The organism is Streptomyces sp. NPDC046931 (assembly GCF_040644655.1).
Lineage (GTDB): Bacteria > Actinomycetota > Actinomycetes > Streptomycetales > Streptomycetaceae > Streptomyces.
The window spans coordinates 38,817-64,778 of the sequence record NZ_JBEYWX010000036.1 but is presented as its reverse complement, the minus strand read 5'-3'; the positions used below and the strand labels follow the sequence as shown (position 1 = coordinate 64,778).

Here is a 25,962-nt window from a genome sequence, read left to right as displayed (position 1 = left end):
CAGACAGCCGTGTCGCATGCGCCGCAGGGAGGTCAGGAGCGGCGAGCGGACTGCGCCGAGAACTCACCGGGACCGGGTGCGCGATCCCGCAACGCTACGACCACCGACACAACGGCGCCGCAGGACAGGACCGCCGCGAAGCCGATCATCGCGGTCTGCACGGCAAAGTGCCGCAGGGCGATGCTGAACAGGACGGAGGGCAGGCCCATTCCCAGGTACGCGACGACGAAGAACACAGCGAGGACCCCCGCGCGCGAGGCGGGCTCGGCCACTGAACCGGCACGTTCGACTCCTCCCTTGAACAGCAGCCCGGAGCCGGCTCCCGACAGGGACACGGCGACCAGGTAGAGCCAGAGCGCCGGGTGGTACAGGGCGACGGCGCACAGGACCAGGCCGACCGGGAAGACCACTGCCCCCACGGTCAGGACCCGGGGCAGTGGGAGGCGTCCCAGTACCAGCTGGGCGGCCGCCGCGGAACCGAACATGAGGAAGGCCGCCAGGCCGACCACGAGGTGCGAGTCGGTGTGCAGGGTGCCGTGGAGCACGCTCGCCCCGAGGGAGGAGATCAGGCCGAGGATCGCGAAGGCGAAGGCGCCCAGCGCGCCGGCGGCGCCGAACGTGCGCCGGCCGCCGGGGCGCAGGACGAACCTGCTGGGCGGTTCGGCCGCGGGCAGCTCCAGGTCCACGGTCTCCGGGGTGCACAGCACCAGCGCCAGGCACACTGCCATGGCGAGCGTGAAGATCGCCTGGGCGGTGATCAGGGGCATGGGAAGCCACTCGGCGGCGGCTCCGGCGACCAGGGGACCTGAGGCCAGGCCGCCGAGGTTGGCGGCGGTCGCCACGATGCCGGGCAGCACCGAACCCGTCCGTTCCGGACGGGCCTCGTGGTAGAGGTCGTGCAGGTACGTCGTCGCGGTCGAGGCCATCAGCCCCAGTCCGACACCGTTCAGGATCCTGCCCGCGATCAGCCCCGGCAGGTCCCGCCATACGATCAGTACGACCGACGCGACGATGCCGACCAGCAGCGCCGGGACGATGATGCGCCGCCGGCCGAGCCGGTCCGACAGGTGTCCCAGTCCGAGGAAGGCGGCCGCTGCGCCCACGACCATCGAGCCGTACGCCACCGTGACCGTGGTCGCGCCGAAGTGGTCCCGGGCCTCGTACAGCGGCCACAGCGGGGTCGGCGCGGTGCCGAAGGCCATCAGTACGGTGAAGGCCACCGCCACGAACCAGAAGCCGGTCGTGTGCGAGGCACGGCGCCGGGCGGGGGCGAGGGGAGGCAGGTCGGCGGGAGCGGGTGCTGGGATCCGGGGGGTCGGGTCGGGAGCGTCGGCTGTGGGACGGCTCAGCGGCGTCGAAACGGCAGGCAGGGGTACCCCTCCTCGGGCGGAAGTGGATGGCACTTTCCATTCTCCTCACCAGCCAGGATCAGTGCCAACGAATGTTATTGCTGGTCTCGAGCAATGCGAGTGATACTTCTCGTGTGGAGCTACGTCAGCTGGAGCACTTCATCGCGGTCGCCGAGGAGCTGAGTTTCACGCGTGCCGCCCGTCGGCTGCACGTGGTGCAGTCCGGGGTGTCCGCCGCGATCCGCTCCCTGGAGCGCGAGCTCGGCTGCGCGCTGTTCGAGCGCACGTCGCAGCAGGTCCGGCTCACCGGGGCGGGCGCGGCGCTGCTGCCGGAGGCTCGGGCCACCCTGCACGCCGCCCAGGCGGCCCAGGACGCCGTGCGCGCCGCACAGGACACACTGCGCGGCACGGTGAACGTGGGCGCCATGGCCTCGGTCGAGGTGGTGGACCTGCCTGCGCTCCTCGGGCAGCTGCACGCGCGGCATCCGGCGATCGACGTCCGGCTGCGGCTGGCGACGACCGGCTCGGCGGGACTGGCGCACGCGCTGCTCAGCGGGGACCTGGACGTGGCCTTCCTGTCGCTGCCCGAGCACAAGCCCGCCGGGATCGACGCACGGGAGCTGGCCACCGTGCCGCTCGTCCTGGTGGTGAGCGCCGCCCATCCGCTCGCGCAGCGGGGGGAGGTGGCACTTGCGGACCTCGCGGGGGAGCCCTTCGTGGACTTCCCGCCGGGCTACGGCAACCGCGAGGTGGTCGACCGGGCGTTCGCGGCGGCGGGTGTCGTACGCCGGGTGGCACTGGAAGTGCCCGACATCGACATGGGGGCGGCACTGGTCCGGCACGGTCTGGGCATCGCCTTCCTGCCCGCGTTCGCCGTTGCCCGCACCCCCGGCCTGCACGTCCTGGACGTGCACGGCACCATGCTCCGCTGGAGCATGCATCTCGGCACGTCGTCGACCCGGCGGCCCAGCTCGGCCCTGCGGGCGCTGCTCGACCTGGTCGACCTCCACGTCATCGCCCTGTGACGCCCGACCTGCGGCCGCGGCCCGGGCGTCACCCGTCGGTGCTGTCCGGCCCCCTGCGTCCGCCTCCCTCCGGCCGCGACATCTGCAGCAGCATCCGCTGACGCTCACGCTGCCGTCGTCCATAGGCGGCGTCGGACACCTCCTCGTCCCCTTCGAGGCTGGTGCCGAAGGCCCCGCCGATCATCGCGATTGCGGTGATGAACCAGTCCAGGAAGAGGTAGTCGCCGACGCCGACCTGCCGTCCGATGAACTTGCCCAGGACGGACGCGTCCAGCAGCAGGAAGGAGACGGCGACCAGAGTCGCGAAGAGGGCCGCGGCCAGCACCACCACCGCGAGCGCGATGGTGACCAGGGTGACCAGGTTGTAGGGGTACAGGGGGTGGTGCCGTGCGGGGAGGTGGGCGCCGCGCTCCCAGAGCTGGTGGTCGACGATGATCCACAGGGTGAGCGCGACGGCGGACACAGCGGTGATGACGGCATGCTGCACGGCGCCGAGTGCGGTGGCGAGGTTCCAGGTGGTGCTGTTGATGAACAGGACCGTAGCCGTGGCGAACACGCCCGCCAGGGCCCGGGAGAGGGAGCCGAACAGCCGCCAGGGGCGGTTGGCGTACACCATGCCGGCGATGAGTCGGGTGTGGCCGCGCAGGCCGGGCACGACGTAGCGCCGGGGCTGCTCGGGCCCGGGACGGGTGTCCGGTACCGGTTCGCGCGGCGGGCGGCCGATCACCTCCGGGTGCCTGGGCGTCTCCTCGTGCGCGACCAGCTCCCGGACGACATCCACGACGGCCTGCCGCACCCGGCGCCGAAGGCGGCGGGCCCCAAGGGCGGGAAGGGAGATGAGCGCGGCCCGGAGCGCGGTGTCGACCTCGACGCTGATCGGGTAGAGCCGGGCCCGCCGCGGAAGGTCGGTGAGAAAGATCGCCACGTCCCATTCGGCACCGTCCAGGTGGCTTCTGACAGCCTCGGCGATGTCGGAGACGTCGGCCGGCTCGCTCACGCTGAGCGGGGCGGTCATCGTGTCGACCTGCCATCCGACCCGAGCACGCACTGCCCGGCGGAGATGGTCGGGCAACCGGGGGGCGAGAGCCCGGGCGATCTCCGACGGCATGCCGGGGTCGGCGACCAGCACGACGCGCACGGATCTGCCGGAGGACGTCTCGGGCACGTCAGCCGTCATGACCACACCTTCGTGTGCGCCTCACGCCATGGCGGCCGCGAGGGACCGGCGATCCGCGGGTGCCACCCGCCGTGCCCCGGCGCACACGCAGCGTCCGGGCCGCCGGCGCCGTGACACGGGCGCCGTGCCGAAGGCCCCGGGGTCACCCGGAGGATTCGAGGGCCTTGGAGAAGTCCGTTCCGAGCTGCGACATCAGGTCGTTGAACTCCTTCTGGCTGATCGCCTCGCGGAGCACGGCCAGTACGGTCCGCACACCCCGGTCGGCTTCCTCCTCCTTGAGCATGGTGCGTTCGGCAACGCGCCGCACGCTGTCGTAGTGGCCGAAGCGCTCGATGCGGTCCGTGGCTCCCCGGCGCACCGCCTCCGCGAGGCCCTCGGGGAGCTCGGTGATCAGGTCCCTGGCCTCCCCGGAGCTCAGCCTGTGGGCCAGCGTCTCGAGCGTGGCCCAGGTCAGGTCCGCCGCCTCCTGTCGGCTCAGTCCGGTGCGCTCGGCGACGGTACGGACGAATTCCTGCTCATCCATGCGTCGTCCTCCTTCGCTGCTGTGGTGCGACGAACGGCGCGGACCCCCTGCAAGCCTGCCACACCGACCCGGCTCGCGCCCGCGCACGGACGGCGGTGACCACGACCCCCCACAGCTTGACGCCTCCGTGCACCGTGGTGTGCAGGGCCTCGCCGGCCAGGTTGAGCTCGTCGTATTGCACACAGGCGAGGAGCCACACCATGAGAGCGCCGACGCAGCCGAACTCGGGCGGCGACTCTGCGCGTTCGACGTGAACCACAGAGGACCCGGGTGCCACAGCTTGGCGTGGCATGGGACGAATCAGCACGTGTGAGCGGGTCCGGGCGTGGAACCCGAGGGGCCCCGATTCCAGGGAGGCGTCATGGACGCCCATGTCACTGCCCAGGGAAGCCCCATCGCCACGGTCAACCCGTACACCGGTGAGAGGGTTCGCGAGTTCCCGGCGCTGAGCGCGGAGGACGTGGGGCGCGCGATCGACGCGGCGCACCGTAGCTTTCCCAACTGGCGTGCCCGGTCGACGGCCGACCGGGGGGCCCTCGTACAACGCGCCGGCCGGCTCATGAGGGAGCGCAAGGAGGAACTGGCGCGCCTCCTGACCCTTGAGGTCGGCAAGCTGATCAACTCGAGCCGTGCAGAGGTCGACCTCGCGTCCGACATCCTCACCTACTACGGCGAGCACGGCCCCGAACTGCTGGAAGAACGACCCCTGCCGGTGCCCGAGGGCACGGCCGTGCTGGTGAACGAGCCGCTCGGCGTCCTTCTCGGTGTGATGCCGTGGAACTTCCCGCTGTACCAGGTCGTCCGATTCGCGGGTCCGAACCTCGTCCTCGGCAACACGATCCTGCTCAAGCACGCGAGTAGCTGCCCCCAGTCCGCACTGGCACTCGAGCAGCTGTTCGCGGATGCGGGTGTGCCGGCCGGGGTCTACAACAATCTTTTCGTGCGGGGCAGAGACGTCGGGAAGATCATCGATGACTCTCGGGTGCAGGGGGCGTCACTTACCGGAAGCGAGCGGGCGGGCGTGAGCTTGGGCGAGATCGCCGGCCGCAATGTCAAAAAGTCCGTCCTCGAGCTGGGTGGCAGTGATCCCTTCGTCGTGCTGGACGGTCACAATCTCGAGCGCACCGTGTACGCCGCGTTCCTCGGCCGGATGGGCAACACCGGGCAGTGCTGCGTCGCGGCCAAGCGCTTCATCGTCCTTGCCGACGTCTACGACGCCTTCGTCACCGGGCTGCGTGACCGGATGAGCGAGGTGCAACCGGGAGATCCGCTCGACCCCGCCACCACGCTCGGCCCGCTGTCCTCCGAAGCCGCGGCCGAACTCCTGATGGAGCAGGTTCGTGACGCGGTGGACAAGGGAGCCACGGTGGTGCTGGGCGGCGGGCGGCCCGACCTGCCGGGCGCCTTCGTCGAGCCGACCCTTCTCACCGACGTCACACCGGACATGCGGGCCTACCGGGAAGAGCTCTTCGGCCCCGTCGCCACGGTCTACCGGGTCGCCGACGAGGACGAGGCCGTGGCACTGGCCAACACCTCCCCCTACGGCCTGGGAGGCGCGGTCTTCGCCGCCGACCCGGAACGTGCTCGCGGAGTCGCGGACCGGCTGGAGGCGGGCATGGTATGGATCAACCACCCGACCGCGTCCCGACCCGAGCTGCCCTTCGGCGGCATCAAGCGCTCCGGCTACGGGCGCGAACTCGGCGACGTGGGCATCGTGGAATTCGCGAACCGCAAGCTCGTGCGCTACGTGGACGCCGACGCCCCGATCGCAGAAGTGCTGGGCTGACCTACGAGCCGGTCGACCGCGCTCTCCATGGCGAGCTGGCGGTGTGGGAGCGGGACAGGCTGCGTTCGAGCGGCTACAGCAGCGGCCTCCACCAGCGTTCCCTCCGCCGGCCAGAGCACGGATGCGGGTAAGAAGATCGTGGGCCGCAAGCGACGCGTCGTGACCGACCTGTCGGCCTCCTCCTGGCGGTGCCGGTCACCGCGGCCGGTATCCAGGACTCCGCAGCCGGCACCCGGCTGCTCGACCAGGTCGCCGCCGGCCGTCCCGGCATCCGCGGGGCGGACCAGATGCTCCTCCGCCGCCCGGCCCACCCACCGCAGCGCTGCTGACACCACTCCCACAGGCGTTCCAGCGAGGCGTCAGCCGGGGCCGCCCAGCACGATCTTCCACACTCGGGTCGCCACCTGGAGGTTCAGCCGGTCCTCGACGTTCGCGAGGTCGTTGCCGCTGATGTCGCGGATGCGCTGGAGCCGATAGCGCAGCGTGCTGCGGTGGATCGCGAGGGATTCTGCGGTCTCGTCGTAGTTGCCGCCGCAGTCGAAGTACCGGGACAGGGTCTCCACCAAGGTCGCGTGGTGCCGGGAGTCGTAGTCGATGAGCTGCCCGAGCCACTCCTGTACGAACGTCTCCAGTTCCCGGTAATCGTTGCCGGGTCCCAGGATGCGGTAGAGGCCGAGCTCGTCGAAGAAGGTCGTGCCGTAGCGCTCGCGGGAGTGGCGGCGCACGTCCAGGGCGCGCTGCGCCTCCTGGTAGTGGTGGGGGATGTCGTTCAGGGAGTCGGAAGGGGCGCTCACCCCGATCGTCCCGGACCGTGTTCCGGTCTCCCGGGCGAGCGCCTCGTACAGCGCGCGGGGATGCGGCCTGTCGTCGGCGACCAGGACGACGTGGTCGGAGCGTCGGGTCAGCAGCGAGCGCATGCCCACGGCAGAGGCCGCCCGCCCCACGGTCTGTGCGAAGGAATCGTCGGCGGTCCGGTTCGACCACTGCACCACGACGACGTAGTGGCTGCGGTGCAGGTCGTGTCCGGCTGCCTCGGACCGGGCGTAGGCGCTCGCCTCGTCCGTCCCTGCCAGGAGGTCGTCTACCAGCTCGCGGTGCAGCCTCAGCTCCGCTTCGGCCAGATTGCGCAGGTGCGTCAGCTCCGGGGCGAGTGACGCGGCAGCGTGCTCCAGCGCGAGAACGGTGTGCTCGTCGGCCTCGTCCCGGGCATCGACCAGGGCCAGCACGCCCAGGATCTCGCCGTGCGGGCGGATCAGGGTGATCAGCCGGTCCCTTATCCGCACCGGCCCGGCCTGACGGGCGACGGCGTGCAGCATTTCGTCCTGGCGCACGGGGTCCGGTTCGGGATAGGGGACGGGGCGGCTGGGGCCGGTCCAGGACCTCAGCCGACCGAAGCGGTCCTCGACCAGCGCAGGAAGTCCAGTGAGCCCGTGCAGTGCGCGGGTGACAGCTTCCTCGCCGCCACCCGAGGCAGCGGCGCCGGCCATGAGCGCGTGAACGGCCCGCTCGTAGCCCAGCTCAGCCACCACAGAGATCAGCTGCCGCTGGAGGGCTGTGCGTTCCTCCCTCAGTCGGTGCAGCTCCAGCGCGTCCTCCCGTTGGCGGCGATGTGCGAAAGCGACTGACAGTGCAGCAGCGGTGTGCCGGACGAGCGTGGCGAGCAGAGATCGCTCGGCCTCGGTGGGCCGGGAGCGGGACGTCACCACGAGGTAGCCGTGGAGTCCCTCAGGTCCGCGTAGCCCCAGCGCCCGGCCCCAGGGCCTGCCGGGCACGGTCACGTTGCCGTCCTGCCCGGCCAGCTCCCGCACCCTCCGGCTCACGGCCAAGGCGGGCATCTGCCCGTCACTTGGACTGGGGACCAGGTCGCCGCCCACATTGAGGTATCCGGCCTCGGCACTGTATGGCCCCGCGGCGGCTATGTGGTCCATGGCCAGGCGCAGGATCTCGCCTTCGTCCCGAGTGCCGAACAGGGCGCGGGAGAGCGCGACGAGTTCGTGGAGGGCATGGTCGGCAGGGGCGCGAGCGGGCGGGCGGGGCCCTCCGCGCGCGGCCGTGGGCTGCCGCCCGGCGCTGCCCCGCCGAAGGCTGGCCTTCCGGTGGGAGTAGCAGTGGTACAGGCTGTGCGCCCGACTGCCGGCCATGAGACCACTCCGTCCCTCGAAGCCTTCAGAGAACCGAGCGGCATGTCGCGTACCCGCTCACGGGCCGGCTTACCCGAGATGTGTGGATCCTTTCTCTCGTCCTCGTGGGGCGACCGGACCTGTGCATTCCTGACTCGCCAGACGCAGGCGTGGAGCCACCCGGTTCGTCACCCTGGGGAGTGCTCGAGACTCTCCGTGCGCACCGGAGGGAACCGGGCGTGGGCCACCTGGTGCGGCCCCCGCCCCATGGTCCGCCCCGCGCCCTCGGACAGGTCGCCCGCGACCTCGCCGGACGGATCAAGCCCGTCAAGGCCGACATCAGCAAAATCCACGGGTCAGTCGGCGGCTTCGAGGTGCAGGCGGTGCCGACCCTCCTCGTCGTTTGGACCAGGGCGAGACGCTCGCCGGCAAGGCCGGCGCGGCACCTGCGCACGACCTGCGTTCGTGGGTCGAGCAAGCGATGGGGCCGGCGAACCACTGCAGGAGGGGGAACACGATGGACCACCGCGGAAGCCCCCCGGAAGCGCAGAACAGAACCGCATGTCCCAGGTGCGAACCATGAGCTTCCTCTACCGAAGCAGGCACCTTCGCCGGCCGGTCCACCGCGCCGGGCAGGCTCGACAGGATATCCGGGCGGCAGCAGCCGGCATCTGAACACGACTGTCGATGGGGCGGTGAACGGCATGACGGTGAAAATGAACGTGAGGGCGTTCAACCACGCAAAGAAACTGACCGAAGAGGGCCGGATCGTCCTGGACGACCGGGACGAGTGGAGCGAGCACCGGCCTTCGGCAGCGGACGAGAATGCCTACCTCGAGGAGCACGGATTCGACGAGTACGCCAGGTGGTACCTGGGCATCGATGACGAGATGGGAGAGGAGACCAAGGGCCGGTACAAGTTCCCCTACGGCGATTTCGAGCGCGTCCACCGCTGCGGTGTGCTCTCTGCCGAGGTACGCGCCGGACAGCAGAAATACGCGGACATCGAGAACGCCGCCGCGCACCTGCACGGACTGCTGGACGGCAGGCGGGCCGGGAACCGGTGACAGCGCCGGAAAAAGTGCACCCTCACCCGGCCCCCGGCGCCGGGTCGTCCAGTTGCGCTAGGCGTCGTCGCCCCGCTCGCCCTCCGCCTGGGATGGCTCGCTCCGGGGGACGTCCGGGTGCTGTTCCGTTGCGGTACGCTCGCCCGTCTCGTCCCGCTCGCCCTCGGCCTGCGAGGGTGTGCGCGAGTACCAGGCGTCGTAATCACGGGCTCCGGATTTCATGACGGGCCTCCTTCGCCGCTCATATCCATCCTCCCCTCTCAGGCCGTGATGGAACGTCCGCGGCCTCACCGTGCGAACGGCAGTCCAGCTTGTCCCGGGCCTCCTCGACGTGCCCCTTCTCCGACATCGCCTCGACGTACCCGAAGGCGTAGCCGATCGACTGGTGCTCGAAGGGTGTACCGCTCGGCGCGGCGATGTCCCTCAGCTTGCGGAACACCGTGTCGGCCTCGCTGCGCAGGCCTTTTGAAGCGCCCGGGTGTGAGTCATCACCCGCAGCCGGGCGAGGGCGGAGTGCGGCGTCAGCCGCCGGCCACGGCGCGCACCGCCTCCTCGACCGGCGTGGACCCGCTGATCAGCTCGAGGATGCGCCCGGCGGTCCTGGGCTCGTGGAGCAGGGCGGCGAGCACCGCAGCCACGTCATCGCGCGGCACTTGACCGCGGTCGGTGTGCTCGGCGAGCGTGACGCGGCCGCTACCGGGGTCGTCGGTCAGCATCCCCGGGCGCAGAATCGTCCAGTCCAGTCCCGGACGGGAGGCGATGTCGGCGTCCGCCTCGCCCTTGGCCTTCAGGTAGGCGGCAAACACCGGGTCGGTGCCGGGCGGCGGCGGCCTGTCCACGCCCATCGCGGAGATCACCAGGAAGCGGCGCATCCCGGCGCGCTCGGCCGCGTCGGCGAGGAGGATGGCCGCGTTCCGGTCCACCGTCTGCTTGCGGGCCGCGCCGCTGCCCGGTCCGGCGCCCGCGGCGAACAGTGCCGCGTCGGCGCCGCCAAGGTGGCCGGCCACCTCGTCCACCGAGGCGTGCTCCAGATCGCACACCACCGGTTCCGCGCCGTCCGCGCGCAGGTCGTCGGCGTGGTCCGGGTTGCGGATCAGCCCTGTGACGTTGTCGCCGCGCGCCGAGAGCAGCCGGGTCAGCCGGCGCGCGATCTTTCCGTGTCCACCCGCGATCACAATGTGCATGGGTCATTCTTGCCACACGCGACCGCTCACGCCGGGCTGCGGGACTGCCGCGGCAGGTCGGGTCCCGCGGTTGCCGTAAAGTCGGCGCACTCGCGCACGGCGCTGGTGTGCGAGACCACCCGGCCACCGGGTCGCGCCGCAGGCGCTCGGGGATTGGCGATCGCGATTCTGTCGTCAGGAGCGCGCGAGCCGGGCCGCGAGATAGGGCGCGGTGGCGCTGCGGCGGGCCCTCGCCACCTTGGCCGGCGGGCCCGTCGCGACCACCCGCCCGCCCGCGTCGCCGCCGCCCGGACCGAGGTCGATGACCCAGTCGGCGGTGGCGATCGTGTCCAGGTCGTGCTCGACGAGGACGACCGTGTTGCCGGCGTCGACGAGCCGGTGCAGCTGTCGCAGCAGCAGCGCGATGTCCGAGGGGTGCAGCCCCGCCGTCGGCTCGTCGAGCAGGTAGAGCGCGTGCCCGCGGCGGGCTCGCTGCAGTTCGGTGGCCAGTTTGATGCGTTGCGCCTCACCGCCGCTGAGTTCCGTCGCGGGCTGGCCCAGCCGCAGGTACCCCAGTCCCACCTCCCGCAACGTCTCCAGACTGCGGGAGGCGGCCGGGACGGCGGACAGGAACTTGGCGGCGGCGTCGACGGACAGCGCCAGTACTTCCGCGATGTTCTTGCCTTGGTAGGTGACTTCCAGCGTCTCGGCGTTGTACCGGGCGCCGCCGCAGGTCGGGCACGGCGCGTAGGTGCCGGGCAGGAACAGCAGTTCCACCGCGACGAATCCTTCGCCCTGGCAGGTCTCGCACCGCCCTTCGGGCACGTTGAAGGAGAACCGCCCGGCCGAGTAGCCGCGCGCCCTGGCCTCGTCCGTCGCCGCGTACAGCTTGCGCACCGCGTCGAACATCCCGGTGTACGTGGCCAGGTTGGACCGGGGCGTTCGGCCGATGGGCCGCTGATCGACGAGGACCAGCCGGTCGAACGACTCGACCCCCGACGCGTCCTGGACGTCGACCTCCAACTGCGCCTCGTCGGGCTCCTCGGGTACGAGTCCGAGGTGGCCGCGGACGACCTCGGCGAGCACCTGCGTCACCAGCGTCGACTTCCCGGAACCGGACACGCCCGTCACCGCCGTCAGTACGCAGAGCGGCACGTCGACGGACACGTCGTGCAGATTGTGGCGGGAGACGCCGCGCAGATGCAGCCAGCCGTGCGGTGTGCGCGGGCGGTGATCGAGCGGCTGGGCGCGCCCGAACAGGTACCGGCTCGTGGCCGACTCCCCGACCCGCTCAAGACCGGCGACCGGGCCGCTGTACAGCACGCGTCCGCCGCCCTCGCCCGCGCCGGGGCCGATGTCGACCACCCAGTCCGCCCGCCGTACGACGTCCATGTCGTGCTCCACGACGAACAGCGAGTTGCCCGCCGCCTTGAGGCGGTCCAGCACGTCCAGCAGCGGTTCCGCGTCAGCCGGGTGCAGGCCCGCGGAGGGTTCGTCGAGGACGTAGACGACGCCGAACAGCCCCGAGCGCAGCTGGGTGGCGATCCGCAGGCGCTGCGCCTCGCCGGGCGACAGGGTCGTCGAGCGGCGCCCGAGGCTGAGATATCCGAGGCCCAGGTCGAGCAGTACGTCCATCCGCGCGACCAGATCGCCGCAGATCCGGACCGCGACCTCGGTCGTCTCCCCGGATCGGGCGGTCGACGTGGTGGCGTCGGCCTCGGACCGCCCCGCGACGGGCCGCAGCAGCGCCACGACCTCGGTGAGCGGCATCGCGTTGATCTCGGCGATGGAACGTCCGGCGAAGGTCACGGCGAGCGCCTCGGGCCGCAGTCCGCTGCCGTGACACTGGGGGCAGGGCACACTCCTGACGAACCGGAGCGCCCGTTCGCGCATCTTCTCGCTCTTGGAGTCGGCGAGGACGTGCATGACGTGCTTGCGGGCGCTCCAGAACTTGCCCTGGTAGCCGTAGTCGATGCGGTCCTCCTCCGGCTCGATGTACACGGAGGGCTGCTCGTCCGTGTACAGCAGCCAGTCCCGGTCCTTCTTCCTGAGCCTGCGCCACGGTCGGTCGATGTCGATCCCCAGGCCGTTCACGACACTGCGCAGGTTGGCGCCCTGCCAGGCGCCCGGCCAGGCGGCGATCGCCCCCTCGCGGATGCTCAGCGAGGGGTCCGGGACGAGCAGGTCCTCGGCGACGTCGTGCACGACGCCCAGTCCGTGGCAGTTCGGGCAGGCGCCGGCCGCGGTGTTGGGTGAGAACGACTCGGCTTCCAGCCGTGCGGCCCCGGGCGGATAGGTGCCCGCGCGGGAGTACAGCATGCGCAGCAGATTGGACAGCGTGGTGAGGGTGCCGACCGTCGAGCGCGAGCTGGGCGACCCGCGTCGCTGCTGCAGGGCCACGGCCGGTGGCAGTCCGGTGATCTCCCGCACGTGCGGTGCGCCGACCTGTTGCAGCAGCCTTCGGGCGTACGGTGCCACGGACTCGAAGTAGCGCCGCTGGGCCTCCGCGTAGAGCGTGCCGAACGCGAGCGAGGACTTGCCCGAACCGGAGACGCCGGTGAAGGCGACCATCGCGTCCCGCGGAACGTCGACATCGATGTTCCGCAGGTTGTTCTCACCGGCACCCCGGACATGCACGAAGGGGTCGGTCGCGTCCTTGTCCACCGTTCCTGATTACCTGATCGCGCCGGGAACCGCGCGACAGGCGCCGTCACGGGGCGACCGCCCTTCGCACCCACTCTCGATCCGCCCCGGCCGGGGATCCCCCGAACCGGTCGGGGCCTTCGCCTGCCCCCTGCCGGCGCGCTTCGGTGTACGCGGTGGTTCGCCTCCCGGTGGCGCACTCGCCCGGCGGCTCAGCCCAGGTCGCGAGCATGCGCCCATGGCGGCCATGACCGAGGGGGGCAAGGGCGGCCGGCACGGCACCACCGCACCGGAGACCTGGGCTCCAGCAGCGGCAGCGCCTTGATGTTCGAGACCTGCCTATGTTGACACACGTCGAACCAGCGCGGCCCGCCCGTGCTGGAGACCACCCGTCCGGGGTCTTCGCCGCCGGCGACGTCAGGAGCGGCTCGGTCAAACGGATGGCCTCGGCGGTCGGTGAGGGTGCCATGGCGATCCGCCTCGTGCACGAGCACCGGGAAAACGTGGTGACCGACAGCAGGGTGAACACCGTGTCGCAGAGCGGCCCCACGTGGGGGTGGCCAGGAGGTAGCTGCTGACGAGGCCGAACGTCGCGGTGGCGAACACGCCGGCGAGCGCTCGGAAGAGGCCCGTGAACAGCAGCCTGGGCCGGTTGGCGCGGGCCATCCCGCCCGGGTCGGCCGTTTCGTTCGGATCATCGGATCGCTAGTCCGGGCGCGCCGTTGACCGACGCGCCGTGGGCGCGGATCGAGCCGCTGCTCCCGGACCGGACATCGAAGCGGAGTGGCCGGTGGCGCGGCGTGCGGTGCCGACCGGGGTGGCGCGCGCGGGTGTTCGCGGTGGCGCACGCAACCGTGGCCCCGTGGTGGAGCAGGCCCCGCACGGGGAGGACGAGGAGATCCGACCGCACCGCCTGCACCTGCTGGTGGGGGCCAGCGTGTCACGCGGCGTCGGCGTTACCTCGGGGGCATCCTGTGGCCACGTGCGACCGCGGGGGCAGCCGACGAGAAGGAGTCATGCGGGTGTCGTCTCAGGACGTTACGGTCGTGGCTCTTCTGGCGGATCCGGATGCGCCGACGGAGATCGCGCAGCGCATGGCCCAGACGCTTCCTGATCGGCTCGCCGACAAGTCGGGCCAGGGACGACGGTTCGACGTCGAGGTGGTCAGTGAGCCCTTCACCGCAGGGGCCGAGGACCCGCCCACCTTGATGCGCCGGATCATGGACCGCGGACGTGAGGGGAACTGGGACATCGTCGTGGCCCTCACCGACCTTCCGCTGCACTCACATGGGCGCAAGCTCGTGGTGGATCTGAGTCACGAACACGGCTTGGCGCTGCTGTCCCTTCCCCCGCTGGGAGGCTTCCGGCTGCAGACAAGGGCCCGGCAGGCCGTGGAAGAAGCCGTGCTCAGCTTGGCGGGCCTGCAGGCCACGGGGGCTGAGGGGCCTGCGGGAAGTCAGCCGCTGCGGGGGCCCTTCATCGGTCGTCTCGCGCCTATCCATCCGGGCCAGGTCGGTGAGGAGGAGATCGCCGATCTGCGGTACGTCGTCAGTGGGCCGCGCGGTTACCTGAGAGTGCTCGGCGGTATGGTCCGCGCCAACCGGCCGTGGCGCTTGGTGCCGGGCCTGTCGAAAGCCCTGGCGGCCGCACTCGCCACGGGAGCAGTCGCCACTGTGAACTCCACCATCTGGAACCTGGCCACGTCCCTGAGCACGCCACGCCTGGTGATCGCCACGGTCGGGTCTGTCGCGGTGATGATCGGCTGGCTGATCGTGGACGCGAACCTGTGGCATCGAACGGATGAGGTTTCGCCGGAGGCGAGGAACAGGGCGGCTCTCTACAACGCCTCGACGGTCGTGACCGTGGGTATCGGGGTGATCGTCTGCTACGTGGGTTTGCTGGTCATCAACCTGGTGTGGGCGCTGTTCATCCTCAACGACCGGGTGTTCGCTTCCACGACACGAACCCCGCTGCACGCCACGGAGTACTTGACCTTGTCCTGGTTCGTCGCTTCGGTCGCCACGGTGGGCGGCGCGCTGGGATCGGGCCTGGAGAGCGACGAGGCGATCCGGGCAGCCGCCTACTCCAAGCGCGAACAGGAGCGTCGCAGCCTGCTGCAGGACGAGGGGACCAGCGGGTGACCTCAGTCGGAGATGTTCCGTCGGTTGGTGGTCATCCGGGTCCGGAGGTTCCGCTGATCGGCCGGTGCGCGGTTGTTTCGCCTCGGGGGCCGACGGGGACCCGGACGTAACACCGCCGGAGCGCCGATGCCCCGCCTGGCGGGCCGACGGCAAATGACCGTTCCATCTAATCCAGGTGAACGGCTCCCAGAGGCGTGCCGGAGCCCCTGACCCCGTCGCAGCACTTCCGAGAGTCAGGCTCTCTGCGCCCTCTCCATCACCGCCATGCCGCGACATCAAGGGAAGTAATCATGAAAGCAGCGGTATACGAAGGACCGCGAACGGTCGCAGTGAAGGACGTACCGGACGCGAAGATCGAACACCCCTGCGACATCATCGTCAAGATCACCACCACCAACATCTGCGGTTCGGACCTGCACATGTACGAGGGCCGCACCTCGTTCGAGCCTGGCCGCACCCTGGGACACGAGAACATGGGCCAGGTCGTGGAGGTCGGCTCGGCCGTCCGCAAGGTCCAGGTCGGCCAGTATGTGGTCCTGCCCTTCAACATCGCCTGCGGCTTCTGCAAGCAATGCGAGCAGGGCCTGACCAATTACTGCCTGACCATGCAGCCGGAACCGGCCCTCGCCGGAGCCGCCTACGGATTCGCCGACATGGGCCCCTACCAGGGCGGCCAGGCGGAACTGCTTCGCGTGCCCTACGGCGACTTCAACGCGCTGCGTCTGGGCGAGGACGCCGCCGACCGGCAGACCGACTATGTGATGCTCGCCGACATCTTCCCCACCGGCTATCACGCCACCGAGATGGCCCACGTCAAACCGGGCGACCAGACGATCGTCTTCGGGGCCGGTCCCGTCGGGCTGATGGCGGCCTACTCCGCCATCCTCAAGGGCGCCGGCCGCGTCTGGGTAGCCGACTACCAGCCCGACCGACTGCGCAAGGCGGAGGAGATCGGGGCCATCCCGATCAACGCCGCCAAGCAGAAGCCGGCGGAGGTCGTCAAGGAGGCCACCCTAGGTCTGGGCGCCGACAACGGCTGTGAATGCGTCGGTTACCAGGCACACGATCCCCAGGGGCACGAGGACGCCAGCCTCACGCTCAACGGACTGATCGACTCGGTCAGGTTCACGGGCGACATCGGCGTGGTGGGCGTGTTCCTGCCCGAGGACCCCGGCGGTGCCGAGGCCCAGGGGGAGCTGGAGGCGCATGGCAAGGTCCCGATCGACTTCGGCATGATGTGGTTCAAGGGCCAGCACATGGGCACCGGGCAGGCGCCGGTGAAGAGGTACAACCGGGCGCTGCGGGATCTGATCGCCGGCGGGAAGGCGAAGCCGAGCTTCGTCGTCTCCCACGAGCTCAGCCTGGACCAGGCCCCCACCGCCTACGAGCACTTCGACGCCCGTGACGAGGGCTGGACCAAGGTGGTCATGCATCCCGACGGACACGGCAACGGCCACAAGCGGTAAGGAAACCCGAGGGCCGCCGCCCGCCTGTTCCCGGGGATGGGTCCGGCCGACGAGTGGCGATCAACCTCGGCTCCACCGGGACTGACGGACGGCGTTTCGCTTGCTCTCCGGTCGGACCTGAACCAGGGGCGATCGCCCGCGTCCGGCCCGGTAGAACGGATGGCGGACGCCTCTGCGGGCCGGCTTGCCGGGCGCCTGCTCGACAGGCCGGGTCCGAACGCTCCTGAAGTCGAAGCCATGGTTGCCGTCTTCACCGATCCGCGAGGACTTCCGTCAAGGTCTGTAGTGGCGTCCGGCATGTCAGGTTGCGTCCGAGAAGTGGTGTCAGGGTTCGACCCGATCCGGGGTGTGCGCCCGCCTGTCCGCAGCGCACAGGAAGCGGCGGCGCGGCCGACGCGACCTGGCAGGGCGCTCCGGCTAGGCTCACACCCGTGACGTGGCTGCGGGCCTTCGGGGAGGTCGTGCGATCCGGGCTCACGATCGAGGAGACGCGGCTGGAGCCCCTGCTCGCGCTGCGCACGGCCGCTGGGGTGGCGATGGTCATCGGGCCGGCTCTGTGGCTGGCCTCCCCCGCGTACGCCGCGTCCGCCGCTCTCGGTGCCTACTCCGCGGGTGGGGCCACCTTCCAGCGCACCTGGCGTCCACGCAAGGTGATCGCGCTCGGCGCGGGCGCGGGTCTGGCGCTCAGCACCTTCGTGGGCTACCTGGCGGCGGGGCGACTCGTGACGTTCCTCCTGCTGCTGGCCGTATGGGCCTTTGCCGCGGGGATGGCGTGGGCCGTCGGATCGACCGCCGGGATCGTCGCAGCGACGACCGTCGGCAGCATGCTGGTGACCATCACTCTGCCCACGAGCGTCGGGCGAGCCCTGGAGCACGCCGGGGTCATCGCGCTCGGAGGCGTGGCGCAGGCCGTGCTGATCTTGCTGTTCCCGATCCGCCGTTGGGGGGCGCATCGTGACGCGCTCGCCGACGCCCTGGCCGCCGTGGCGGACTACGCCCGCCGACTGCGGCACGACCCGACCGCCCCGTTCGACCCGAGGCCGTTGATGACGGCCCGGGACGCGGCCGCCGTGACGCCATCACAGGCCCGCACCCGTCCCCCCGTCCTCCACGGCCCCCGGGGCATCGCCGAACGCATTCGGCCGGTCCTCGCCGCGCTCGCCGACCCGGACGTCGGCGCCCCGGCGGAGGGACCCGGGCGGGACCGCGCCCGGGAGTTGCTCGGCGCGGCCGCCGACGTCCTGGACGCGGCCGCCCGTTCGATCCGCCGCGGCACTCCCGCCGAGGTGTCACCCAGGAGCACGGAAGTCCTGCGCATCGACGAGGAGCACGAGGTGCTGGAGGGCCCCGCACGGCAGGCCGCCGAACGGCTCGTGGAACTGCTCGGCGAGGCATTGGAGATCGCCTGCTGCGGCGTGCGGGGGAGGACGCCCACGCCGCCCGGCCCCGAGGGCGCCCAGTTCCTGGTGCGCCCGACAATGTTCCGGCTGCTCCCGGTCGTCGTCGGGGCGGTCCGCCGTGAGCTCCGCCTGGACTCGCCCGTGTTCCGGCACGCCGTCCGCCTGGCGGCGGTGGCCACGCTCGGCTATCTGATCGCCGCCCGGCTACCCCTGGGCCACGGCTACTGGGCGCCCATCGCCTCGGTGATGGTGATGCGGCCGGACTTCCACCGGACGTACGCGCGTGCGGTGGCCCGTCTCGTGGGGACCCTGGCGGGGGTCACGCTCGCCACCGGGATGGTGCGGGCCCTGGGCCCGGACGCCCATGTGTTCGGCGCGCTGGCGGTGGTCTCGGCGGGCCTGTCGTACACGGTGATCCGTACCGGCTACGCCTACTCCCAGTGCTTCACCGCCGCGTACGTCGTCTTCCTGCTCGGCATGGGCGGCCAGGCATGGGAGCAGACGGTCCCGGAGCGGGTGGTGCTCACCCTGCTCGGCGGGGCCCTGGCCATGCTGGCGTACGTGGTGTTCCCCGCGTGGGAGACGCCCCGGCTGCCGGGGCGGCTTGCGGACTGGCTCGCCGCCAACGGCCGCTACGCGGCCGCGGTGCTCCGCAGCTACGCCGAACCGACCCGGGAGCGTCGCGCCGACATGCGCAGGGCACTGCTGGAGAGCAGGGAGGCACGTGCCGCCTGGCAGGAGGCCTACGACCGGGCGAAGCAGGAACCGGTCCGCCCCAGGGGCCTGACGTTGCGCGAGGCGGAGGAGGCGCAGGAGGCGCTCAAGGGGTTCGGCCGGGCGGCGATGCTCATGGAGAGCCACGTCCCGGAGGCCGACAGCCGTCTCGTCCCCGCGGCGGAGCGGCTCGCCGAGGCCCTGGAGGCGGACACCGCGCAGGCGGCAGTCGACGTGCGCGAGCACAGGAGTCCGGACTGGGGGCGCGTGGAGGAGGCGCTCCACGCGTGGGAGGACGCCGCCGGCAATGGGAGCCCGGTCGTGCGGCGCGAAGCGGAACTGCAGAAACGGGCCTTGGAAGACCTCGCGACAGCCGTGAGCCGCACACCCCTGGAACGGGACGTCGGCTCTGCTCGCGAGGAGCAGCGGGTGCGGGCGGCCCTGGCTGCGGAAGGTAACGGATCAGGGCCCGCGCCCCGAGGTGGGTGACGGCGCCGGCGGCAGAGAGCGCCGCGCCTCCTGGAACGGGAATAGCCTCCCGGCCGCGTCGAGCGCCCCCACACGTACGCCGGTGTCGCCATCACGACATCGGACCCGCCAGGGTCGGCAGTTCGATCCCCTGGACGTTCCACCGGAAGGACTTCTCCGCCTCGGCCGTCACGATGAGCACCTTGCGGATGCCGGCAATCGGGCCGACGACGAGGAAAGGCTCCGCATCGAGGGTCCGGTTCCTGAGGGTGAGGCGGACGGTGTGGAGCAGCTCGGCCACGATGACCGCCGCAGACAGACCGGACCTCGACAGGCCCAGAGACGACGGGCGACCACCCGTGCGAAGGCGGCAGCAGGTCACGGCCGCCGGTGATCAGTTGTGGTTGCACCGGGGGCCACCCACAAGGTCACCAGCGGTGAGACCGGGTTCGATCACGGCCGAGAAGTCTCCGGATCAGCAAGAACGTGCCCGCGGCGATCAGAGCCACCCCCGCAAGGATCAAGGCCATCCCGATGGCGATCAGAAACGTGCCAATAAGGACTAGAAGCGCCCCAATAAGGACCAAGAGCGTCCCGATGATAAGGAGAAAGATCGCGAGGACGGTCACGGTTGTCTCCTGTCCTCCCTCCCGCTCTGACTTCTTCCCATTCCCGGTGCAAACACTCTGCTTCGCGATCACAGACGGCTCGTCGCGTGCGAGGTCGGCCGACGCCAACCGACAACGACAGAAGCCCACGGCATCTGCACTGGTCAGAGCACATCCACCGCGGCGGGTCTACAGCTCGAGCCAAACGCGTTTGCCGTACGGAAGCGGGACGGCGCCCCAGCGGAGGGCCAGCGCATCGATCAGGGCCAGGCCGCGCCCACCCTCGTCCCCGGCACGCACGAGGGTGGGCAGGCTGCGCGAGCCGTCGGTGACGGCCGTCCGGGCGCCGCGCTCGGTGGCGTGAACGGTGATGAGCAGGGTGCGGCCGCCCGCGTGCTTGATCGCATTGCCCACCAGCTCGGACACCAGCAACTCGGCGACATCGGCGAGGCGGGTGAGACCAAGGGCGGCGAGCCGCTCGGCGACCAGGTCTCGGGCCAGGGCCGCGGACCGCGGCTTACACGACATGACGCCCACCCGCTCGGCCGCCGCCCCGTTTCCCCGCCGGGACTGCGCCCGCCTCCTCATCGAAGAGGCCGCCACGGGGACGGAGGCCCAGGCGTCCACGTCGGGGCGGTACACACCGGCACGGGGCCGGCGAGCCTCGCGGAGTGGGACGGATACGCCGCCGTCCCAGGTCATCACCTGGACAAGTGGGGTTCTCCGGCACTGACGACCGGTGGCCCGCCATCCGTAGAGCCGACGCCGATCGGGCTCGACGCCAGCGGCCCGGATCTGGGCCATGACCCCCTCATTTCCGCGCGTCAGGAAATTAACGACGCCCACGCTACGTCGGTCGCCTCACCTGAAGCACGAGAAGTTTCCATTGGGTGTGAAATAAACGCACGGGAGGTCCGCCCGGGCGGCCACCGACCGGTCAGGCCCCCTCCGAGACATCGCCACCCAAGGTGCCGGTGAGGTAGTGCTGCACGACCGGCCCGATCAGGCGGACGACCTGCTCCCTGGGCATGTCGGCGATGCGGTCGACGGCCCAGACGTAACGTGTCATGGCCAGACCCACGATCTGTGTGGCGACCAGGTCCGAGCGCAGCCCTGCCTCGTCGTCGGGCAGGCTCGCCGACACGACCTGCAGGACAAGAGCGGAGAAGACGGCGCGAAGGCGCTCCGGCGAAGGGTTCGTGGCTTGCGGCGAGGATGATCGAACGCAGGATCTCCGAGGTGGCCGGATCGTCCCACATGGACAGCGCCGCCTCCACAAAGGCCCGCCCGCGCTCCTCGAGCGGCACCTTGGCGGCCTCGGCAATGCCCTCACCGAAGGCCTCCGGCGGCTCCAGCGCCGCCTTCAGCAGCCCCATCTTGTTGGAGAAGTAGTAGTTCACCAGGGTGGGGTCCACATCGGCGGCCTGCGCCACGGCCCGCAACGAGGTCCCGCTGTAACCCCGCTCGGCGAAGGACGTGCGCGCCGCCGCCAGGATGCGATCCGCCTGTGCGCCGCGCTCCCCCCGGGGACCCCTGCCCGCTCGTACCACCGTGCCCCGCCATCTCCTTTGCCGGTTCCGCACTCGCCGGATCTGGCCGCGACGAAGTTTCACCACGCGCTGAAACTTGTTTCAGCTTACCGGGAAATCGAGGTCACCGTGCTGTCCGCGCCACGGCCGTGCGCAGTCGCCGGGACACCGCGAACGGCAGTGGCCGTGGGGCGGGTGCGACCGGTGCGGTGAGCGCCCCTTCGCGGAAGCCGGAACCAGCCTCGGAGCGGCTTATCGGCGGTGCCACTCCTCTGCGAGGCGTTGGCAGGAGCGCACCCGGTCGGCGTGGTCGTGGGTGATGGTGGTGATGATCACGGTTGGTCAGAGGACCTTGGAGAGAAAGGCGCGGGTGCGCTCGTGCTGCGGGTCGTGGAGTACCGCCCCGGGCGGCCCCTGCTCCACGACGACACCGCCGTCCATGAACACCACGGTGTCGGCGACCTCGCGGGCGAAGCCGATCTCGTGAGTCACGACGATCATGGTGGTTCCGCTGCGGGCCAGATCCTTGATCACGTCGAGGACTTCGCCGACCAGTTCCGGGTCGAGCGCCGAGGTGGGCTCGTCGAACAGGAGCACCTTCGGTTCGAGGGCGAGCGCGCGGGCGATGGCCACGCGCTGCTGCTGGCCGCCTGAGAGCTGCCGTGGATAGGCGTCGGCCTTGTCGGCGAGACCGACTCGGTCCAGCAGCCGGCGGGCGGTCTCCTCCGCTTCCCTGCGGGGGCGGCGCAGCGCGGAGACGGGGGCCTCGACGAGGTTGTCCAGCACGGTCAGGTGCGGGAAGAGGTTGAAGTTCTGGAAGACGAACCCGATCTGGGTACGCTGCTTCAGGACGTCCTTCTCCTTCAGTTCGTGCAGCTTGCCGCCCAGACGGCGGTAGCCGATGAGCTCGCCGTCGATGCTGATCCAGCCGCGGTTGACCTTCTCCAGGTGGTTGATGGTGCGCAGCAGCGTGGACTTTCCGGACCCGGACGGACCGACGATCACGGTGACCTCGCCGGCGCGGACCTGAAGGTCGACGCCGCGCAGCACTTCCAGCGGGCCGAAGCTCTTGTGGACGCCGTGGACGTCCACCATCACCTCGCTCATCGGCTGTCTCCCACGCGTCCGGGGGCCTTCAGGGGTACGACGGGCTGGTTGCGCTGCGCCGCAGCCACGCGCACATCGCGTACGAAGCGCCGCGCGCGCTGTATCGGGGTGGGCGGCGGGGTGCGGTTGGCGCCCCTGGCGTAGCGGCGCTCCACGTAGTACTGGGCGACCGACAGCAGGGAGGTGAGGACCACATACCAGGCGGTGGCGACCAGCAGCAGCGGGATCACCCGGCCGTTGCGGCCGTAGATCACCTGCACCCGGTGGAACAGCTCGCCGATGGACATCACGTACACCACCGAGGTGCCCTTGAGCAGGCCGATGATCTCGTTTCCGGCGGTGGGCAGGATGGCGCGCATGGCCTGCGGGAGCACGATGCGGCGGATCTGCCGCAGCCGGGGGATGCCCAGCGCCGCGGCGGCCTCCAGTTGCCCGTGGTCGACGGCGATGACACCGCCGCGGACGATCTCGGCGGCGTAGGCGGCCTGGTGCAGCGTCAGCCCGATGACCGCGGCGCCGATGGTGCCGATGAGGCTGTTGCTGTCGACGGACCAGAACACCGGCCCCAAGGGGATGCCGATGCCCAACTCCTGGTACAGCGCGCTCAGATTGAACCAGAACACCAGCTGGACGATCATCGGGATGGACCGGAGGACCCGGATGTAGGTGCAGGCGACGGTCTGGAGCACGGGGCTGCGTGACAGCCGCATGAAGGCCAGGACGGTGCCGAGCAGGAAGCCCAGCACGGTGGCGTAGGCGGTGAGCTGGAGGGTCACCCACACGGCCTGGACGATCGTCTCGGACAGGACGTAGTCGCGGAAGACGCCCCACTCCCAGACCGGGTTGGTGGCCGGCCCGTGCACGAACTGGGCGACCAGCACGGTCACGGCGACGGCCGCCGCCCACCGGGCGTAGTGGCGGACGGCGACGACCTTGAGCGTTGCCGGGTCGTCCGGGACGGGCCGGGCTCCAGGGCCGGCGGCCGGCGAGGTCGCGCCGGGTGGCGCGATGCCGGAGTCGGTGGTGAGTCCCATCGTGGCGTTCCTGCTCACTGGTTACTCGTGTTCGGGCGGGTTGATCCGCGACGCGTCGATCGCGGAGGCGGTGGTGCCCCATTTCTTGAGGATCCGGGTGTACGAGCCGTTCTTGATCAGCTCGTTTACGGCGGCCCGGAACGCCTTGGTGAGCGGGGATCCCTTCTTGAAGGCGAAGCCGACGTCGAGGCGGTGGTACTCGCCGAGGAAGGCGGTCTGCGAGGCGGACTGTGCCGCCTGGTGGCGCAGTCCGTTGATGGTCGACATGATCACGTCGATGCGGCCCTGCTGAAGCGCGGTGAGAGTCGCCGCGTTCTCCGAGTAGACCTTCACGTCGTACGGCTTCTTGCCGGCCTTCGCGCATACTCCCTTCTGGGCGGTGAGGGTCGCCTCGAAGGTGGTGCCGGCCCCGGTGCCGATGGTCAGCCCGCACAGCTGGGTGAGGTCGGTGACCTTCGACCTGAGTGCGGTGCTGCCCTTCTTCACCGCGAAGCCCTGGCCGTCGTTGATGTAGGTGACGAAGTCGATGGTCTTCAGGCGTTCCGCGGTGACGCCGAAGTTTCCGGTGCCGAAGTCGTACTTGCCGCTGCCGAGGGCGGGCAGGATCGTCTCGAACGAGGCGTCCTGACGCTGCAGTCTGACGCCGAGGACCTTGGCCACCGCGTCGGCGAGATCTATGTCCTGGCCTGCGGGCGCCTTGTCCGGGCCGTTCGGGTAGTAGGCGCCGGGCGGGAACCCGATCGAGCTGCCGACCCGCAGCGTGCCCGCCTTGCGTACGTAGGCGGGCAGCAGGGCGGCGACGGAGTCCACCTTGCGTACGGCGGCGACCGGGTCGTCGGCCGGGGCAGGGGACGCCTGGGCACCCACCGCTGTGCCGCCGGGGGTGTTGCCGGTTCCACAGGCGGTCAGCGCCAGCGCGGGCAGCAACGCGATGCCGGCGGCGACGCGGAGACGGGTTCTCATTGCTCGGAGGTTCACAGGTCGGCTGCCTTTCCCGTGCGTGCCGAACGTGCTCCGGCCGGCAGGTGCTTCTCGAAGGACAGCGGGCCGATGGTTTCCGGGTCGGCCTCCGTGCCGAACGGCGGGGCGTCGTATCTGCGGAAGACGCCGTCCGCCACCGGCTCTCCGCGCTCGCGTACCAGGAGCAGGACACCGCCGTACGGCGCGGTGAACTCCTCGTCGTGGCAGGCGAGTTCGGCGAGGAAGGTCATGTGCCCACCGCCGCGAGGTTCCGGGTGCCGCGCGCCGCCCGCTCGGCATCGCGTCGGGCAACCTCCGCGCGCACCAGCGGGATCACGAACCGGCCGAAGTCGATGGCGTCGCCCAGCAGGTCGTAGCCGCGGGCGGAGAGGATGTCGACGCCGAGGTCGTAGTAGTCCAGCAAAGCCTCGGCGACCGTCTCCGGTGTGCCGACCAGGGCATTGGAGTTGCCCGCGCCACCGGTGGCGGCGGCCGTCGGGGTCCACAGGGCCCGGTCGTAGCGTTCCCCCGCCTCGGCGATGGCGATCAGCCGCTGCGAGCCGGTGTTCTCCGGGGCGCCACCGCGGTGACGCCGTACGAGACCCGCCTCGCGCCGCTCCCGGATGGCTCCGACCGTGCGGTGTGCCTTCTCCCAGGCCAGTTCCTCGGTCGGGGCGATGATCGGCCGGAACGCGACCTGGATGCGCGGCACGTCGGTGCGGCCCGCGGCCTTTGCGGCGGCCTTCACGGCTTCGATCTGCTCGGCGGTCTTCTCCAGGGGCTCTCCCCACAGGCAGTAGATGTCCGCCTCGGCGCCTCCTGCGGCGTAGGCGGCGGGCGACGAACCGCCGAACGAGACGCCCGGGCGAGGCTGTTGCACGGGGAAGACGTCACTGACGAAGTCGTGGAAGCGGTAGTGGTCACCCTCGTGGTCGAAGGGCTCGCGACTGGTCCAGATCTTCTTGACGACCCGGATGTACTCGCGGGTGCGGGCGTAGCGCTCGTCCTTGGTGAGGGTGTCGCCCTCCCGGACCTGCTCGTGATCGTTGCCGCCGGTGATGAAGTGCACCGTCAGTCGTCCCTCGCTGATCTGGTCGAGGGTGGCGAAGGTCTTGGCGGCGAAGGTGGGATACGAGACGTTGGGCCGGTGGGCGAGCAGGATCTGAAGACGGTCCAGACGACTCGCGACATACGCGGCGGCCGGCGCCGGATCCGGCGAGCCGGAACCGTAGGCGAACAGCACCCGGTCCCAGCCGTGTTCCTCGTGGGCCCGGGCGAGCCGGAGCGTGTACTCCTTGTCGAAGGCGGCGCCGGAGCGCGGGGTGGTTTCGGAGCCGTCGTTGGTGGCGGCGATGCCGAGGAACTCCACGGGCATGGGGGATGGCCTTTCCTCAAGTCCTCTGGCGCCGTGCCCTTCCGTGGGCAGTACGCGGGCACGGCGGAGCATCCCTCGGTGCGGCCGGGGTGCGACCGCACTTCAGGGTGCCGTGAACCGGGTGGTGGGCAGGTGTGATGACGCCGGGGCACGAGCCTCGGGCGGGGTCGGACGGCGGCAGCAGGTGTCGGATCTCGCAGGACCGTCCATACGCGGATTCAGCGCACTCCGCGCACGCGTACGCCGGTGCCGCGAAGGGAGTAACTCGGCCCGCGACGGGGTCACCGAGGGAGGGAAGGGCCGGTCA

Annotated in this window: 22 protein-coding genes and 4 pseudogenes; 8 read left to right on the top strand and 18 right to left on the bottom strand. The window is 70.7% G+C overall.

Going from position 1 to position 25,962, the window contains the following annotated elements; translation table 11 throughout:
* Positions 1-32: 32 nt before the first annotated feature.
* Positions 33-1,403: an MFS transporter gene (locus ABZ876_RS36350; protein WP_361789833.1), complete on the bottom strand. Its 1,371-nt coding sequence runs from the start codon at positions 1,401-1,403 to the stop codon at positions 33-35.
* An 80-nt stretch (positions 1,404-1,483) separates the two neighbouring features.
* On the opposite strand from ABZ876_RS36350, the gene ABZ876_RS36345 reads away from it, so the two are divergent.
* A complete protein-coding gene (locus ABZ876_RS36345; protein WP_361789831.1) occupies positions 1,484-2,374 on the top strand; it encodes a LysR family transcriptional regulator in 891 nt (296 codons plus the stop codon).
* A gap of 28 nt (positions 2,375-2,402) precedes the next feature.
* Here the strand turns inward: ABZ876_RS36345 and ABZ876_RS36340 are convergent, their stop codons facing one another.
* On the bottom strand, positions 2,403-3,551 hold the full coding sequence (locus ABZ876_RS36340) for a hypothetical protein (protein WP_361789829.1): 1,149 nt from the start codon (positions 3,549-3,551) through the stop codon (positions 2,403-2,405).
* Positions 3,552-3,693: 142 nt separating this feature from the next.
* Complete coding sequence (locus ABZ876_RS36335; protein WP_361789827.1) at positions 3,694-4,074, bottom strand: DUF2267 domain-containing protein; 381 nt, start codon at positions 4,072-4,074, stop codon at positions 3,694-3,696.
* A gap of 361 nt (positions 4,075-4,435) precedes the next feature.
* On the opposite strand from ABZ876_RS36335, the gene ABZ876_RS36330 reads away from it, so the two are divergent.
* Both ABZ876_RS36330 and ABZ876_RS36325 read left to right on the top strand, forming a co-directional pair.
* Positions 4,436-5,860 carry an NAD-dependent succinate-semialdehyde dehydrogenase gene (locus ABZ876_RS36330; protein ID WP_361789825.1) on the top strand — a complete coding sequence of 475 codons (1,425 nt, stop codon included), beginning with the start codon at positions 4,436-4,438 and terminating at the stop codon, positions 5,858-5,860.
* Between the two features lie 87 nt (positions 5,861-5,947).
* Positions 5,948-6,108 (top strand): annotated as a pseudogene (locus ABZ876_RS36325) (IS5/IS1182 family transposase); the annotation flags it as partial.
* A 111-nt stretch (positions 6,109-6,219) separates the two neighbouring features.
* Here ABZ876_RS36325 and ABZ876_RS36320 read toward each other — a convergent pair.
* Positions 6,220-8,001, bottom strand: coding sequence for a helix-turn-helix domain-containing protein (locus ABZ876_RS36320; RefSeq protein WP_361789823.1), 1,782 nt, complete (start codon positions 7,999-8,001; stop codon positions 6,220-6,222).
* A 219-nt stretch (positions 8,002-8,220) separates the two neighbouring features.
* On the opposite strand from ABZ876_RS36320, the pseudogene ABZ876_RS36315 reads away from it, so the two are divergent.
* Both ABZ876_RS36315 and ABZ876_RS36310 read left to right on the top strand, forming a co-directional pair.
* Positions 8,221-8,464: pseudogene (locus ABZ876_RS36315) on the top strand (thioredoxin domain-containing protein); the annotation flags it as partial.
* A gap of 220 nt (positions 8,465-8,684) precedes the next feature.
* Positions 8,685-9,047, top strand: coding sequence for a hypothetical protein (locus ABZ876_RS36310; protein ID WP_361789821.1), 363 nt, complete (start codon positions 8,685-8,687; stop codon positions 9,045-9,047).
* Between the two features lie 57 nt (positions 9,048-9,104).
* On the opposite strand, the gene ABZ876_RS36305 is transcribed toward ABZ876_RS36310, so the two are convergent.
* The 4 genes from ABZ876_RS36305 to uvrA form a co-directional block, all read right to left on the bottom strand.
* Positions 9,105-9,269, bottom strand: a complete 165-nt coding sequence (locus tag ABZ876_RS36305) for a hypothetical protein (RefSeq protein ID WP_361789819.1) — start codon at positions 9,267-9,269, stop codon at positions 9,105-9,107.
* Positions 9,270-9,288: 19 nt separating this feature from the next.
* A complete protein-coding gene (locus ABZ876_RS36300) occupies positions 9,289-9,486 on the bottom strand; it encodes a hypothetical protein (protein ID WP_361789817.1) in 198 nt (65 codons plus the stop codon).
* An 82-nt stretch (positions 9,487-9,568) separates the two neighbouring features.
* Entirely contained in the window at positions 9,569-10,231 is a 663-nt protein-coding gene (locus ABZ876_RS36295; protein WP_361789815.1) for an SDR family oxidoreductase, read from the bottom strand.
* A 174-nt stretch (positions 10,232-10,405) separates the two neighbouring features.
* Positions 10,406-12,874 carry an excinuclease ABC subunit UvrA gene (gene uvrA / locus ABZ876_RS36290; RefSeq protein WP_361789813.1) on the bottom strand — a complete coding sequence of 823 codons (2,469 nt, stop codon included), beginning with the start codon at positions 12,872-12,874 and terminating at the stop codon, positions 10,406-10,408.
* Between the two features lie 953 nt (positions 12,875-13,827).
* Between uvrA and ABZ876_RS36285 the strand changes: the two genes are divergently transcribed.
* The 3 genes from ABZ876_RS36285 (at position 13,828) to ABZ876_RS36275 (ending at position 19,063) form a co-directional block, all read left to right on the top strand.
* Positions 13,828-14,994, top strand: a complete 1,167-nt coding sequence (locus ABZ876_RS36285; RefSeq protein ID WP_361789812.1) for a hypothetical protein — start codon at positions 13,828-13,830, stop codon at positions 14,992-14,994.
* A gap of 290 nt (positions 14,995-15,284) precedes the next feature.
* Complete coding sequence (locus ABZ876_RS36280; RefSeq protein ID WP_361789810.1) at positions 15,285-16,460, top strand: glutathione-independent formaldehyde dehydrogenase; 1,176 nt, start codon at positions 15,285-15,287, stop codon at positions 16,458-16,460.
* Positions 16,461-16,891: 431 nt separating this feature from the next.
* Positions 16,892-19,063 (top strand): FUSC family protein, encoded by a 2,172-nt coding sequence (locus ABZ876_RS36275; protein WP_361789808.1) that lies wholly within the window; start codon positions 16,892-16,894, stop codon positions 19,061-19,063.
* Between the two features lie 91 nt (positions 19,064-19,154).
* On the opposite strand, the gene ABZ876_RS36270 is transcribed toward ABZ876_RS36275, so the two are convergent.
* The 10 genes and pseudogenes from ABZ876_RS36270 to ABZ876_RS36225 form a co-directional block, all read right to left on the bottom strand.
* Positions 19,155-19,343 (bottom strand): hypothetical protein, encoded by a 189-nt coding sequence (locus ABZ876_RS36270; protein ID WP_361789806.1) that lies wholly within the window; start codon positions 19,341-19,343, stop codon positions 19,155-19,157.
* A 127-nt stretch (positions 19,344-19,470) separates the two neighbouring features.
* Positions 19,471-19,671: a hypothetical protein gene (locus ABZ876_RS36265; RefSeq protein WP_361789805.1), complete on the bottom strand. Its 201-nt coding sequence runs from the start codon at positions 19,669-19,671 to the stop codon at positions 19,471-19,473.
* 168 nt (positions 19,672-19,839) lie between these two features.
* The gene (locus ABZ876_RS36260) at positions 19,840-20,178 is read right to left on the bottom strand and encodes an ATP-binding protein (RefSeq protein ID WP_361789803.1); all 339 of its coding nucleotides are present in this window, start codon (positions 20,176-20,178) and stop codon (positions 19,840-19,842) included.
* A gap of 409 nt (positions 20,179-20,587) precedes the next feature.
* Positions 20,588-20,983 (bottom strand): hypothetical protein, encoded by a 396-nt coding sequence (locus tag ABZ876_RS36255; protein ID WP_361789801.1) that lies wholly within the window; start codon positions 20,981-20,983, stop codon positions 20,588-20,590.
* A gap of 34 nt (positions 20,984-21,017) precedes the next feature.
* A pseudogene (locus tag ABZ876_RS36250) lies at positions 21,018-21,200 on the bottom strand (TetR family transcriptional regulator); the annotation flags it as partial.
* A 321-nt stretch (positions 21,201-21,521) separates the two neighbouring features.
* Entirely contained in the window at positions 21,522-22,286 is a 765-nt protein-coding gene (locus tag ABZ876_RS36245) for an amino acid ABC transporter ATP-binding protein (protein WP_361789799.1), read from the bottom strand.
* Positions 22,283-23,320: an amino acid ABC transporter permease gene (locus ABZ876_RS36240; protein ID WP_361789797.1), complete on the bottom strand. Its 1,038-nt coding sequence runs from the start codon at positions 23,318-23,320 to the stop codon at positions 22,283-22,285. The genes ABZ876_RS36245 and ABZ876_RS36240 overlap by 4 nt, the downstream gene beginning before the upstream one ends.
* Positions 23,321-23,341: 21 nt before the next feature.
* Positions 23,342-24,283 (bottom strand): ABC transporter substrate-binding protein, encoded by a 942-nt coding sequence (locus tag ABZ876_RS36235; protein ID WP_361789795.1) that lies wholly within the window; start codon positions 24,281-24,283, stop codon positions 23,342-23,344.
* 11 nt (positions 24,284-24,294) lie between these two features.
* Positions 24,295-24,519: pseudogene (locus tag ABZ876_RS36230) on the bottom strand (hypothetical protein); the annotation flags it as partial.
* Between the two features lie 8 nt (positions 24,520-24,527).
* Positions 24,528-25,655, bottom strand: a complete 1,128-nt coding sequence (locus ABZ876_RS36225) for an LLM class flavin-dependent oxidoreductase (RefSeq protein ID WP_361789793.1) — start codon at positions 25,653-25,655, stop codon at positions 24,528-24,530.
* Positions 25,656-25,962: the final 307 nt, after the last annotated feature.